General features: G+C 63.5%; 13 protein-coding genes. 9 read left to right on the top strand and 4 right to left on the bottom strand.

Annotation, left to right across the window (positions count from 1 at the left end; all coding sequences use genetic code 11):
* The first annotated feature begins 13 nt into the window (after positions 1-13).
* Genes AC3YMN_RS17595 through AC3YMN_RS17605 form a run of 3 tightly spaced genes read left to right on the top strand, consistent with a single transcriptional unit; the run spans position 14 to position 2,167 of the window.
* The gene (locus tag AC3YMN_RS17595; RefSeq protein WP_489891116.1) at positions 14-979 is read left to right on the top strand and encodes an iron chelate uptake ABC transporter family permease subunit; all 966 of its coding nucleotides are present in this window, start codon (positions 14-16) and stop codon (positions 977-979) included.
* A complete protein-coding gene (locus tag AC3YMN_RS17600) occupies positions 976-1,734 on the top strand; it encodes an iron ABC transporter ATP-binding protein (RefSeq protein WP_172122386.1) in 759 nt (252 codons plus the stop codon). Before AC3YMN_RS17595 ends, AC3YMN_RS17600 begins: the two co-directional genes overlap by 4 nt.
* A gap of 34 nt (positions 1,735-1,768) precedes the next feature.
* Complete coding sequence (locus tag AC3YMN_RS17605; RefSeq protein WP_172122387.1) at positions 1,769-2,167, top strand: VOC family protein; 399 nt, start codon at positions 1,769-1,771, stop codon at positions 2,165-2,167.
* Here the strand turns inward: AC3YMN_RS17605 and AC3YMN_RS17610 are convergent.
* Positions 2,164-2,586 (bottom strand): winged helix-turn-helix transcriptional regulator, encoded by a 423-nt coding sequence (locus tag AC3YMN_RS17610; protein WP_489891030.1) that lies wholly within the window; start codon positions 2,584-2,586, stop codon positions 2,164-2,166. The two genes, AC3YMN_RS17605 and AC3YMN_RS17610, sit on opposite strands and share 4 nt — an antisense overlap.
* Before the next feature lie 100 nt (positions 2,587-2,686).
* Here AC3YMN_RS17610 and AC3YMN_RS17615 point away from each other — a divergent pair, with 100 nt between their 5' ends.
* Entirely contained in the window at positions 2,687-3,436 is a 750-nt protein-coding gene (locus tag AC3YMN_RS17615) for an SDR family oxidoreductase (RefSeq protein WP_489891031.1), read from the top strand.
* 25 nt (positions 3,437-3,461) lie between these two features.
* On the opposite strand, the gene AC3YMN_RS17620 is transcribed toward AC3YMN_RS17615, so the two are convergent.
* From AC3YMN_RS17620 to AC3YMN_RS17630, 3 genes are read right to left on the bottom strand one after another with little or no spacing between them, the layout of a single operon-like run.
* Positions 3,462-4,982: a hypothetical protein gene (locus tag AC3YMN_RS17620; protein ID WP_489891032.1), complete on the bottom strand. Its 1,521-nt coding sequence runs from the start codon at positions 4,980-4,982 to the stop codon at positions 3,462-3,464.
* A gap of 4 nt (positions 4,983-4,986) precedes the next feature.
* Positions 4,987-5,931 (bottom strand): DUF6384 family protein, encoded by a 945-nt coding sequence (locus tag AC3YMN_RS17625; RefSeq protein WP_489891033.1) that lies wholly within the window; start codon positions 5,929-5,931, stop codon positions 4,987-4,989.
* A gap of 29 nt (positions 5,932-5,960) precedes the next feature.
* The gene (locus AC3YMN_RS17630) at positions 5,961-7,187 is read right to left on the bottom strand and encodes a cell surface protein (protein ID WP_206524685.1); all 1,227 of its coding nucleotides are present in this window, start codon (positions 7,185-7,187) and stop codon (positions 5,961-5,963) included.
* A gap of 233 nt (positions 7,188-7,420) precedes the next feature.
* On the opposite strand from AC3YMN_RS17630, the gene AC3YMN_RS17635 reads away from it, so the two are divergent.
* The 5 genes from AC3YMN_RS17635 to AC3YMN_RS17655 all read left to right on the top strand — a co-directional run bounded on the left by AC3YMN_RS17635 (position 7,421) and on the right by AC3YMN_RS17655 (position 12,785).
* On the top strand, positions 7,421-7,897 hold the full coding sequence (locus AC3YMN_RS17635; protein ID WP_172122390.1) for an SRPBCC family protein: 477 nt from the start codon (positions 7,421-7,423) through the stop codon (positions 7,895-7,897).
* A 176-nt stretch (positions 7,898-8,073) separates the two neighbouring features.
* Positions 8,074-9,078: a BMP family lipoprotein gene (locus tag AC3YMN_RS17640; protein ID WP_172122391.1), complete on the top strand. Its 1,005-nt coding sequence runs from the start codon at positions 8,074-8,076 to the stop codon at positions 9,076-9,078.
* A gap of 12 nt (positions 9,079-9,090) precedes the next feature.
* Positions 9,091-10,686 (top strand): ABC transporter ATP-binding protein, encoded by a 1,596-nt coding sequence (locus AC3YMN_RS17645; RefSeq protein WP_172122392.1) that lies wholly within the window; start codon positions 9,091-9,093, stop codon positions 10,684-10,686.
* Positions 10,683-11,813, top strand: coding sequence for an ABC transporter permease (locus tag AC3YMN_RS17650; protein WP_489891034.1), 1,131 nt, complete (start codon positions 10,683-10,685; stop codon positions 11,811-11,813). Before AC3YMN_RS17645 ends, AC3YMN_RS17650 begins: the two co-directional genes overlap by 4 nt.
* A gap of 3 nt (positions 11,814-11,816) precedes the next feature.
* The gene (locus AC3YMN_RS17655) at positions 11,817-12,785 is read left to right on the top strand and encodes an ABC transporter permease (protein ID WP_172122393.1); all 969 of its coding nucleotides are present in this window, start codon (positions 11,817-11,819) and stop codon (positions 12,783-12,785) included.
* Positions 12,786-12,797: the final 12 nt, after the last annotated feature.

The raw sequence follows: 12,797 nt of genomic DNA on the forward strand, positions 1-12,797 counted from the left end.
CCCGTTCCTGGGCATTTCGCGCCGCACCTGGACCCGGCCGGTACTGGTGATCGTCGTTTTGTCGCTGCTGGCACTGGTTTCCATCGTCTGCTTCATGACGCTGGGGGCCAAGGGCAGCTGGAGCTTCGTGATCCCGTTCCGCGGCCGCAAGCTCCTCGGTCTGATCCTCGTCGGCTACTCGGTGGCGCTGTCGACCGTGCTGTTCCAGACCGCCACCAATAACCGGATCCTCACGCCCTCGATCATGGGCTTTGATAGCCTTTACGTGCTGCTGCAAACCTCGCTGGTGTTCTTTTTCGGCATTGGCAGCCTCATCAGCCTCAATTCCGACCTGCATTTCCTCCTCGAAATGGTGGTGATGATCGGCTTTGCCAGCGCGCTGTTCTCCTGGCTGTTCGTCTGGCAGGAGCGCAGCCTGCACCTGCTGGTGCTGGTGGGCATTGTCTTTGGCATCATGTTCCGCAGCGTGATTTCCTTCATGCAGCGCCTGATGGATCCCAATGCCTTCAACGTGCTGCAGGACAGCTTCTTCGCCAGCTTTTCGCGCGTCGACACCGACCATCTCCTCTTCGCCTATGCCGTGCTGGCGGTTGTGACCATCGCCGTCGTCCGGATGATCCCGGTCTTTGATGTGCTGACCCTTGGGCGCGCCAATGCGATCAATCTTGGGGTCAATTACAAGCGCACCATCACCGCCATGCTGATCATGGTTTCGGTGCTGGTGGCGGTGTCGACGGCACTTGTGGGCCCGGTGACCTTTTTCGGCCTTCTGGTGGCGAGCCTTGCCCATTCGCTGGTCGGCAACAGCAAGCATAAATATGTGCTGCCGACGGCCGTCCTGCTGGCCGTGATCTGCCTTGTGGGTGGGCAAACCGTGCTCGAGCGCATATTTGAATTCGATACGGCGCTCTCGATCATCATCGAGTTTCTCGGTGGTATCGTCTTTATTTTCCTGGTTTTGCGGAGGGCGGGGCGATGATCATCACCACCAACGTCACCAAACATTATGGTGCCAGCTGCGTGGTGGATGGCGTGACGCTGTCCATTCCGGCTGGCGGCATCACCTCCATTATCGGGCCCAATGGGGCGGGCAAGTCGACCCTGCTGTCCATGGTCAGCCGCCTCATGAGCATGGACAAGGGCACCGTCACCGTGGATGGGCTCGATGTCAGCAAGACCGGCAGCGAAGTGCTGGCGCGGCGCCTGTCCATCCTGCGCCAGGACAACCACATGACCGCGCGCCTGACCGTGCGCGACCTCGTTTCCTTTGGCCGCTTCCCCTATTCGCGCGGCCGGCTGACGCGCGACGACGAAAAGCGCATCGACGATGCCATTGGCTATCTCAATCTGGGCGAGCTGTCGGACCGGTTCCTCGACGAGCTTTCGGGCGGGCAGCGCCAGCGGGCCTTTGTGGCCATGGTCCTCTGCCAGGACACCGACTATGTGCTGCTCGACGAGCCGCTCAACAATCTCGACATGAAGCATGCCATGGGCATGATGAAGCTCTTGCGCAAGGCGGCCAATGAGCTGGGCAAGACGGTCGTGCTGGTGCTGCACGACATCAATTTTGCTTCCTGGTATTCCGATTTCATCATCGCCATGAAGCATGGCAAGGTCGCGGCCCAAGGCCCGGCCGACGAAATGATCCGCCCCGAAGTGCTGTCCGGCATTTACGAGATGGACATCAAGGTCCATGAGATCGGCGGCCAGCGCATCAGCGTGTACTACGAATAACGCCTACTGAGACCGCCCGAGGAGCGCGCCAGCCATGAAGCCAACCATCAGCATCATCACCATCGGCGTCGATGATCTGCCGCGCGCCTTTGCCTTTTACCGCGCGCTGTTCGAGCTGGGCGACGACCAGATCGGGGCAGGGGACGACCATGTGGCGTTTTTCCTCGATGAGCGGCTGAGCTTTGTGCTGTTCCCGCGCACCCAGATTGCCGAGACCGCGGGGCTCGAAGCCCCCGTAGCGGGCTCGCCGGGCTTTGTGCTCAGCCACCGTGCCGCCGATGCCGCCGAAGTCGATGCCATTCTCGACCAGGTGCTGGTGGCGGGTGGCTCGATCATTACCCCGGGCACATCGTCCGAATGGGGCTACTCGGCTTACTTCGCCGACAGCGAAGGCAATGTCTGGGAACTGATGGCGACCCCAACCGCCAATTAAGCCGCGCCATTACGTTCGGCAAAGGCCTTGCGGCTCGCCTCGATAGCGGCGTGATGCTCTTCCGCCCACAGCCACACCCCGCAAAACGCGCCCCCAAGGCTGCGGCCCATCGGGGTGAGGCTGTATTCCACATGGGGTGGGATCACCGGATGCACGGTTCGTTGCACGAGGCCATCGGCTTCCATCTGCCGCAAGGTCTTGGTCAGCATCTTCTGGCTGATCTCGCCGACCTTGCGTCCCACATCGGTGAAGCGCAGCGTGCCGTGATCATTGAGGGCTTCGAGGATCAGCATGGTCCATTTGTCGGCGACCTTGCTGATGATGTCGCGCACCAGGCGATCGAGTTCGGGGTCGAGCGGCTTGCCGCCAGCGCGTTCGCTCCACTGGTAGATCGAGGGGGCTGAAACTTCTTGCGGCATCGACACTCTCCGTCAGGTGCGTATGGATCTTTTGCGTGCCTACTTCCCGTAGGAGAGTATGCGGCTTAACTCTTGGCGACACATGCCAAGGAGAGTTTTCATGCGCATGAGCGGCAACACCATTCTAATTACCGGCGGCGGCTCCGGCATCGGCCGGGGCTTGGCCGAGGCCTTTCACCGGGCGGGCAACCAGGTGATCATCAGCGGGCGGCGCCAGGACGCGCTCGATGCGGTCACCGCCGCCAATCCCGGCATGGCGGCATTCACCGTGGACATGAGCGACGCCGAGGCGGTCCGCGACTTCGCCCAGCGGGTGATCGCGGCCTTTCCCGCGATCAACGCCGTGATCAACAATGCCGGGATCATGGTCGATGAAGATTTGGTCGCGGGGGACTATCTGGCGATCGCCGAGGCAACGGTCGCGACCAATCTGCTGGGGCCGATCCGTCTTACGGCTGCCTTGCTGCCGCATCTGCTGGCGCAACCTCAGGCGGCGGTGTTGACCGTCTCCTCAGGCCTGGCCTTCGTGCCCAAGGCGTCGACCCCGACCTATAGCGCCACCAAGGCGGCGATCCACAGCTATTCCCAGTCGCTGCGCCATCAGCTGCGCCACACGGGTGTGGAGGTGATCGAGCTGGCGCCGCCCTATGTGCAAACCACGCTGCAGGGCGAAAAGCAGGCCAATGACCCCAATGCCATGCCACTGGCCGACTACATCAGCGAAACCATGCAGCTGCTGGCGGCAGGACCCGAGAATGGCGAGGTGCTGGTGCAGCGCGTGCATCGCCAGCGCTTTGCCGAGCAGAGCGGCAATGCCGCTGCGGTGTTCGGCTTCATCAACCCGGCCTGAGAGGCCGGAGATCGGGTGGCGGATGCTAGAACCCGCCGCCCGTCTTGAACCCGCCATGCTTGCGCGTGCCGCCTGAGCCGGTGCGCGGGCGCGAAAAGCCGCCGCCCCCTGCGGGCGGACGCCCACCGCCGCCGCCATCGCGCCTGCTGCCGCCGCCAAAGCTGCCTTCGGGCCATTGGAAGCCGCCCCCGCCTTGAGGCCAGGGATTGGCGCTGCGCCCGTTATTGGGCAGGCCTTCGCCGCCACCCCAATCACTGGTGCCGGGGTTCCAGTTCTGCGAGCGCCGCCAATGCTCCCAGTAGGAGGCGGCGGAAATGCCCCCGCGCAGGAAATCGTTGAGCATGTCGCCCACGAGCCGGTCTTCGCCAAAGCTCGAGCGGGGATCGTCGAACCGCTGCTTTTTGAACTCCCACTGGATGTCCTCGAGCTCGCGCCGGCGGGCGGCGAGGGTCTTGAGGCGCGCCTTTTGCTCCCGCACCTCGGCGTCTTCTTCCTTCATGCGCGCCCGGGCATCGTCGATCTGGGCGACGATGGTGTCGTCGCGCCCGGTGCGGGTCAGCCGCGCTTCGGCCAGCAGCGTCTGGATATCCTCGCGCCCCAGTTCGGTCGCGAGCGTATCGAGCGCTTCGGCAAAGGAGGGATCGCGCCCCTGCGCCATTGCGCCGAGCGCCTGGGCGGCACCATCGCGGCGATCTTCGGCGGCGACGATCTCGGCGTCGATCGCCTCGATGCGCGCCTGCATTGCGGCCAATGCTTCGCGCAAGGGGCGACCGCCCGCTTCGTCGATGGCGACCTGTTCGAGCCGGTCGAGCTCGGCCTGCGCCGCTTCCGCATTGGCGATCTGGCGCTCGGCATGTTCGCGCAGGCGCATCGGCAATTCGTTGAGCATGGCGAAATTGGGCCGCGCCTTGTTGAAGCCGACGATCCCCGCGACCCAGCCATCAAGGAAGCGCACCAGATTGTTGGCGCGATAGCGCGAGGTGCCATAACCGGCATCCCACAAATACATGAACAGCGGATCGCTGCGATAAGGGCTGCCCTTTTGCGCCTGGTCGGCTTCCGCCTGCTCGGTCTTGCGCATGGATTGGGCGGCAATCTCGGCGAGTTCCTCGGCCTCCTGCCGCTTGGCGATCCAGGCGGGGTCGGTGCTGATCTGCGCCTGGAGGCGCGCGCCCAGTGCCTTGAGCTCGCTTTGCCTTGTTTCGAGTTCCGCCAGCGCCTGGGCGCGCTGCTCGGTCAGCCCCGCCAACTCCGCATCCGCGGCGGCGAGCCCTTCCTCGGCCTGGCTCAGATGGCGCGCATGGTCCTTGAGCATTTCGCGCGCCTTGCTTTCGGCCAGCGAAATGCGCCCGTCGAGTTCGCCCTGCACGCCCGGATCGAGGCGTAATTGCGCCAGCTGCCGGAACAGCTCGGCTTCGCTTTCGCGCATCTTGCTCAGCCGTTCGGCCGAACGGGCGAGGCGGCGCGAGATTTCGTCCTCTTCGCGCCGGATGTCGCGCATGGCCTCGTCGAGGCTGGCCAGGGCCTGGGGTCCGCGGATGCTCATTGCTTTACCACCGCGTCAACGCCCCGCCGAGAACCGGCATCAGATATTCGACCTGCATGAACCCATCCGATTTGCGGCCCACTTCATTGGCTTCGATGATGCCATTGTCGCGCTTGTCGGCGGCGACGGCGTTGTAGACCGCCTCGGGCACGCGAATGGCCCAGACCGAAACGGTCTCGGTTTCCATGGTTTCCTCGTTGAGCACCGGCAGCGACAACACGTCCCCATCGGGCCCCACCGCTTCCACCACGATGTAGTAATTGGTCGCGGCGGTGTTGATCTCGGGGAAGGTCCAGAAGCCCGATTGCTGATCGGGCCGGTTGATCACGCGCAGGGTATATTGCTGGCGCAGCAGATCACGCAGGTCGGTCAGGCGCTTGACCGCGTCTTCCGCGCCCGCGCGATTGCCTTCGGCCGCAAAGGCCTTGCCCCGTGAGCGCAGCACTTCGGCCTCCACCACGGCCTGCTGCACCTTGGTTTCCTCGAAAATGGTCTGGTAGAGCATGTCCATCTGCGCGGGCAGGCCTTCGCTGAGCTCGATCCGCGCTTGCTCAGCCTGGCTCGACTGATAAGGCCGCCAGGCGCCGAAATAGCCGACGGCACACACAAGCAGCACCAGCAGCAGCGCGCCTACCGGCTTGCCCCAGCGTTTGCGGCCAACATAAAGCCGCGCCAAAGTGGTGCGCCAGCCCGGAGTGGGCGGGTCATAAACGAACCGGCTTTCAGCCAGCGCCGCCACGCCTTCCCGCAGGATATGGTCGGGCACTTCGATGCCCTGGTGGCGATACACCTCGCGCAGCTTGTCGATCAGCTGCTGCTCGCGGGTCACCCCTTCGAGTTCACGCACGGCAAGGTCCTGCCGGTGACGGAGCGTGTCGACCACGTCCATCGCCAGCATGACCTCGTCGAGCGGGGCAGGGGCAGGGGCCTTCGCCTGAACATCGCTCATGGTCGGGCCTGCATCCGCGCTCGTCCTACTCAGCGGCCGGATTCAAGCAGCAAGGCATTGCCTTCGGTCGCGAGGGTCGCGAGGCGCCGCTTGCCGTCTTCCACCGCGTCGCGGATTTCGGCCGAGTTCTTGGTCGAGGCCACGCGCATCTCGTTGATGATGGTGCGCGACTTTTCCTGAAAGTTGATGACGCTGTCGACGAGCTTCTTGACTGCATCGGCACGCACGGTCGGGCCATACCCGGCGCGCACCGCTTCCTCGCCCACCCGGTCGCCGATTTCGGAGAGGGTTTCGAGGCTCTTGCTCATCCCTTCCTTCATCGCGTTGAGCGTGGCGGTGGATTCGTTGAGCCCGAACATGCCGGTGAACGAGGCCGACAGGGCCGTCAAAACGGTTTCATTGGTGGAAAAGAACGAGATCGACTGCTGATACACCCGCTCCTTGGCATTGGTGGTCTGCATCAGTCGCGCCATCACCACTTCGGAAGTGTTGTAGGAGATGGTCAAATTGTCCGAGAGGTCCTTGGCGATCTGGTAGCGCTTTTCCTCGTTCTGCATTTCGCGCAGGCGCTCGTCGCGCGCCATTTCAAGGCGGGCGCGATCGGCCGGCACAGTGCCGGCATAGCCGGCCAGTTCCTCGGCCGCAGCCTGCAAAATATTCTTCTTTTCTTCCAGCCGCTGCTCGGCGGTGGCCAGCACTTCGAGCGCCATCACCTCGGCTTGCTTCAGCGCCCCGCGGAAATCGCGATAGGCCTCGAGAATGGTGTGCTCGCGCTCGATCTGGTCCTTGGTGTCGGCGGTGACCGCGAGATAGGTGTCGCGAATGGAATTGAAGCGCGTGGCAATGTCGCCGCGGCTGACCTTCATCCACACATTGCTGACGCGTTCCACCAGGTTGATCTTGTTGTCGGCCAACTGGTCGACCATCGCCTTGGCGTCGTCGCGGATGGAGTCAAAGCCCTTGGTGATGTCCTCGTAGCGCTCGCCGATCTTGACGGCCGCGACCTGCTCGCGCACCACCTCGTTGAAGGCGCTGGCCTGCGAGAGCGTGCGCCCGATCAGGATTACTCGGGTTTCATCCAGATCGGTGATCTGTTGCAACAAGCCGGTGATGGGCTGCTCGCCCTGCTGTTCGGGCCAGATCCCCAGATTGCGGATCGCGTTGACGGCCTTGTCCAGATACTGCAGCGGCTGTTCGGCAACGGCGGAGGGCACCGAATTGGCGGTGGGCGTAGCAGTGGTGACTTGGCTGGCCATGTTCGCTCCTGATTCTGCGCGGCATCGGCGAGATCGCCTGGTTGCGCTATAGATTGCTGCTGGCCTAACGCGTGACAATTGCATCTGCGCCACAGGCCGACTATTTAGGCCATATTGGTGCGAAAAAGCCGCACGTAAAGGGCAGGGGCAAAATCAGTGCAAAGCATTTGCAAACCACGGTATTTTCGCCACAGCGCTGCCATTTTTCCGCCCGTCGCGCTGGGCATGCGCTGATGCAGTTCGGTGGCCGTTATCTCATCGCTGCGCCCCGTCCCGTGGTTTGGCTCGCCCTGAATGACGCCGCGGTGCTGCAAGCCGCCATTCCCGGCTGCCATCGCATCGAATGGTCGGGCCCGACAGCGCTCGACCTCGAGATCAAGGTCAATCTGGGCGTGGTGCATCCCGTGTTCAAAGGCGGGCTCAACCTGTCCAATATCGTTCCGGCCGAGCGCTATACGCTGACGGGCCGCGGCAAGGGCGGTCTGTTAGGGCTCGCCGAAGGGGCGGCCGATATCGTGCTGACCGACCGGGGCGAACAGACTGAACTCGTGTTCACCGCCACCGGCGGCGCCTCGGGCCAGCTCATGCGCCTGGGACAGGCGATTATTGGCAACTCCGCGCAAAAGATCATCGATGGCTTTTTCGCCCGCTTCGGCGATGCGATGGGCGCCGCGGTGACTCCGCTGCCACCGCCAGAGCAGGCGGGTTAGCCGCCGGCCGCGCCTACCGGAGCGGCGGCATGGTCAATCTTTGTTCAGATCATTGAAGGCGCTGCTTTTTTGCTTGCGGACAAGGGGATTGCACGATTGTATCCCCCCAGAGCGCAGGGAGAATTCACCGTTGGGCGTGGCGCCAACGCTCCATTGCGAGACAGGGAGACGACCTCATGAAGTTTGCAAGCTCCATCAAGGCACTGGCCGGCGGGATCGCGCTGAGCGCACTGCTTTCGGGTGCCGCCTTTGCTGATCCCGCACTGATCTATGATCTGGGCGGCAAGTTCGACAAGTCCTTCAACGAGGCCGCCTATAACGGCGCCGAGAAGTGGAAGGCAGACACCGGCGGCAACTATCTCGAACTGGAACTGCAAAACGACGCCCAGCGCGAACAGGCCCTGCGCCGCTTCGCCAGCCAAGGCGCTAACCCAATCGTCGTGATGAGCTTCATGTGGGAATCGGTGCTGGCCCCGCTCGCCGCCGAATTTCCCGACACCAATTTCGTCGTGATCGACGCCGTGGTGGATGCTCCCAATGTCCAGTCGATCCTGTTTGACGAGCATACCGGCTCGTTCCTTGTCGGTGCGCTCGCGGCGATGAAGTCCGAAACCGGCACGATCGGCTTTGTGGGTGGTATGGATGTGCCCCTGATCCACAAATTCTATTGCGGCTATGCCCAGGGCGCCAAGGCGGTGAACCCCGACATCAAGCTGATCGAAAACTATACCGGCACCACCCCGGCTGCCTGGAACGATCCGGTGACCGCCGGTGAACTGGCGACCGCCGCTTCCGACGCCGGCGCCGACGTGATCTTTGCCGCTGCCGGTGGCTCGGGTCTCGGCGTGCTGCAGACCATGGCCGACCAGGGCAAGTATTCGATCGGCGTCGACAGCAACCAGAACTATCTGCACCCCGGCTCGGTGCTGACCTCGATGCTCAAGCGCGTCGACAATGCCGTGGTGGAAGCCTTCACCAATGGCGGCGATGACGCCACCTTCAAGCCGGGCCTCACCATTCTGGGTCTGGAGGGCGATTTCGTCGATTACGCCGTGGACGAGAACAACCAGAGCCTCATCACCCCCGAAGACCAGGCCAAGCTCGATGAGCTCAAGGGCAAGATCGCTTCAGGCGAGATCGAAGTGCATGATTACACCACCGACAACAACTGCCCGCTGTAAAGCCCTGCGCTAATGAGCGGTATTGATCCCACCAATCCACAGCGGCCGGACCCGGCCGCTGTTCCCGTCCCGGCAGCGGGCTGGGCCATCGAGCTTGAGGGGATCAACAAGCGCTTCGGCCCGGTCCATGCCAACAAGGACATCGACCTCAAGGTCGCGCGCGGCACAATCCACGGCATTGTGGGGGAAAACGGCGCCGGCAAGTCGACGCTGATGTCCATCCTCTATGGCTTTTACACCGCCGACAGCGGCACGATCCGCGTCAACGGGCAGGTGCAGGCCGTCACCGATAGCCGCCATGCGCTCCAGCTCGGCATCGGCATGGTGCACCAGCACTTCATGCTGGTGGAAAACTTCACCGTGCTCGAAAATGTGGTGCTGGGCGCCGAGGATTCCGGGTTTTTGCGCCCAAGCCTGGCGCGGGCGCGCAAGGAACTGGCGCGGCTCGAAGCCGAATATGACCTTGAGGTCGACCCCGACGCGGTGATCGAGGATATCTCGGTTGGCCAGCAGCAGCGGGTGGAAATCCTCAAGGCGCTGTATCGCGGCGCCGAAACGCTCATTCTCGATGAACCCACCGGCGTTTTGACGCCCAAGGAAGCCGACGACCTGTTCCGGGTGCTGCAAACCCTGCGCGACCAAGGCAAGACGGTCATCATCATCACCCACAAGCTGCGCGAGATCATGGCCATCACCGACAATGTTTCGGTGATGCGCGGCGGCGAAATGGTGGCGACGCTCCCCACCAGGAACACCAATCCCGAACAGCTCGCTGAGCTGATGGTCGGGCGCCGCGTCTTGCTGCGCATCGAAAAGGGCCCCGCTCATCCCGGCAAGACCCTGCTTGAGGTGCGCAACCTCGTCGTTGCCGACGATCTGGGCATTGTGCGGGTCAAGGATGTCAGCTTTTCCGTACGGGCCGGCGAGATCGTCGGCATTGCCGGGGTGTCGGGCAATGGGCAGACCGAACTGCTCGAGGCCGTCACCGGCATGCGCGACCAGCGCGCAGGCGAGGTGATCCTCAATGGCAAGCCGCTGTCCCTGCGCGGCGATGATGGCGCGGCGCGCGCCCGGGCCGCGGGCCTCGCCCATGTGCCCGAGGACCGGCAGCGCATGGGTCTCGTCACGAGCTTTGCCGAATGGGAAAACGCCATTCTCGGCTACCAGGACGATCCCGCCTATGGGCGCGGACCCTTGCTCGATATTGCCGCCGCCAAGCGCGACGCGGCCGAGCGCATCGCCACTTTCGACGTGCGCCCCCCCGACATCAACCTCAAGACAGCGCTGTTTTCGGGCGGCAACCAGCAAAAGATCGTGCTGGCGCGCGAAATGGAGCGCAATCCCGATGTGCTGGTGGTGGGCCAGCCCACGCGCGGCGTCGATATCGGCGCCATTGAATTCATCCACAACCAGATCATCAGGATGCGCGATGCCGGCAAGGCGATCCTCGTCGTTTCCGTCGAGCTCGACGAAATCCGCTCGCTGTCGGACCGTATCCTCGTGATGTTTGACGGCCAGATCGTGGGCGAAGCCGATCCCGCTACCGCCACCGAAGGCGAACTTGGATTGATGATGGCCGGCGTCACCGACAGAAAGGCCGCCCAATGAGTGCGCTTCGGCCATTGCCGCGCTGGGCCGATATTGCCCTGCTGCCGGTGCTCAATCTCGTGCTGGCCTTTATCGTGTCGGGCATCGTGCTGCTGCTGATCGGGCAGAACCCGTTCGTGGCGCTCTGGGCCATTGTCACCGGCGCCTTCGGCAATGGCTACAATATCGGCTATACACTCTATTACACCACCAACTTCATCTTCACGGGGCTGGCCGTGGCGCTCGCCGCCCATGGCGGGCTCTTCAATATCGGCGCCAACGGGCAGGCCTATGTCGCCGGGCTCGGCGTGATCCTGGCCGCCACCGCGCTCGATACCACCCATTGGCTCATCGTGGCGCCCGTGGCGCTCTTGGCAGCAGCGCTGTTTGGCGGGGCCTGGGCGTTTATTCCGGGCTATCTGCAGGCCAAGCGCGGCAGCCATGTGGTGATCACCACCATCATGTTCAATTTCATCGCCTCGGCGCTGATGATCTACATGCTCAACCGCGTCCTCAAGCCCGCCAATGTCTCGGGCCCGGAATCGCGCATGATCGCCGAAGCCGGGCGCATGCCCAAGCTGGGGCAGTTCTTTGAGCCCTTCAACTATACGCCTGTCAATCTCTCCATCGTCATTGCGCTTTTGGCGCTGGTCGCGGTCTACGTACTGATCTGGCATACGCGCTTTGGCTATGCCCTGCGCACCATGGGGCAGAACCCGACGGCGGCGCGCTATGCCGGCATTTCTAACAGCAAGATGATCATCATCACCATGACCCTGTCGGGGGCGCTGGCGGGCATGGTGGCGTTCAACGAAGTGCTGGGCGTGCAGAACCGGCTGGTGCTCGATTTCGTCGCCGATGCCGGCTTTGTCGGCATTGCCGTGGCGCTGATGGGACGCAACCATCCGCTAGGCATTGCGCTGGCCGCGCTCCTGTTCGGGGCGCTCTACCAGGGCGGCAATGAGCTGCAATATGTGATTTCGGGGCTCGATCGCACCGTGGTGGTGATCATCCAGGCGCTCGTGATCCTCTTCACCGGCGCCATGGAAGGCCTGTTCCGGCCCGCCCTGCAACGCAGCTTTCTCCTCATCAGCCCGGAATCGCGCGCCGAAGCGGCCGCGCGCTCCACCGTTTCGAGCGAAAGCTGAGCCATGGATATCTCGGCCGTTCTGTCCATTCTCGATGCGACGCTGCGCCTCTCGACCCCGCTGCTGCTGGCGTGCCTTGCTGGCCTTTATTCCGAGCGGGCCGGCATTTTTGATATCGGGCTGGAAGGCAAGATGCTGGCGGCCGCCTTTGCCGCCGCCGCAGTAGCGGCGGTCAGCGGCTCGGTCTGGCTGGGCTTGCTCGCCGGCACGCTGGTTTCGGTATCGACCGCCCTGTTGCAGGGCGTGGCCGCCATCACCCTCAAGGGCAACCAGCTGATCGCGGGCGTCGCCATCAACATGCTGGCGGCGGGACTGACCACCTTTCTCGGGCAGCAATGGTTCCGCCAGGGCGGCCGCACCCCGGCCTTGCCGCCGAGCGGGCGCTTCGGCACCATCGAGCTGCCTTTTGCCCGTGAACTGTCGGGCGTGCCCATTATCGGCCCCATCTATGCCGACCTGATCTCGGGCCATTATATCCTGGTTTATGTCGCCTTCGCCATGGTGGCGGTCACCGCCTATGTGCTGTATCGCACCCGCTTTGGCTTGCGCCTGCGCGCGGTCGGCGAAAACCCCAAGGCGGTCGATACCGCCGGCATTTCGGTCAACAAGCTGCGCTTCCAGGCCGTGCTGATCACCGGCGTGCTGTGCGGGCTCGCGGGCGCTTATTTTTCCATCGCCCAGGGCTCGGGTTTCGGCAACAACATGACGGCCGGCAAGGGCTATATCGCGCTCGCGGCGCTGATCTTTGCCAAGTGGAAGCCGGTGCCCGCCATGTTCACCTGCCTTCTGTTCGGCTTCCTCGATGCGCTGCAGATCCGGCTGCAGAATTTCGAGCTGCCGATCATCGGCGTCGTGCCGGTGCAGGCCATCCAGGCGCTGCCCTATGTGCTGACCGTGGTGCTGCTGGCGGGCTTTATCGGCAAGGCCGTGGGCCCCAAGGCAGGCGGCGTGGCCTATACCAAGGAGCGCTAGCTTTCTTGCCCC

Source organism: Devosia sp. Z11_6 (assembly GCF_058133665.1).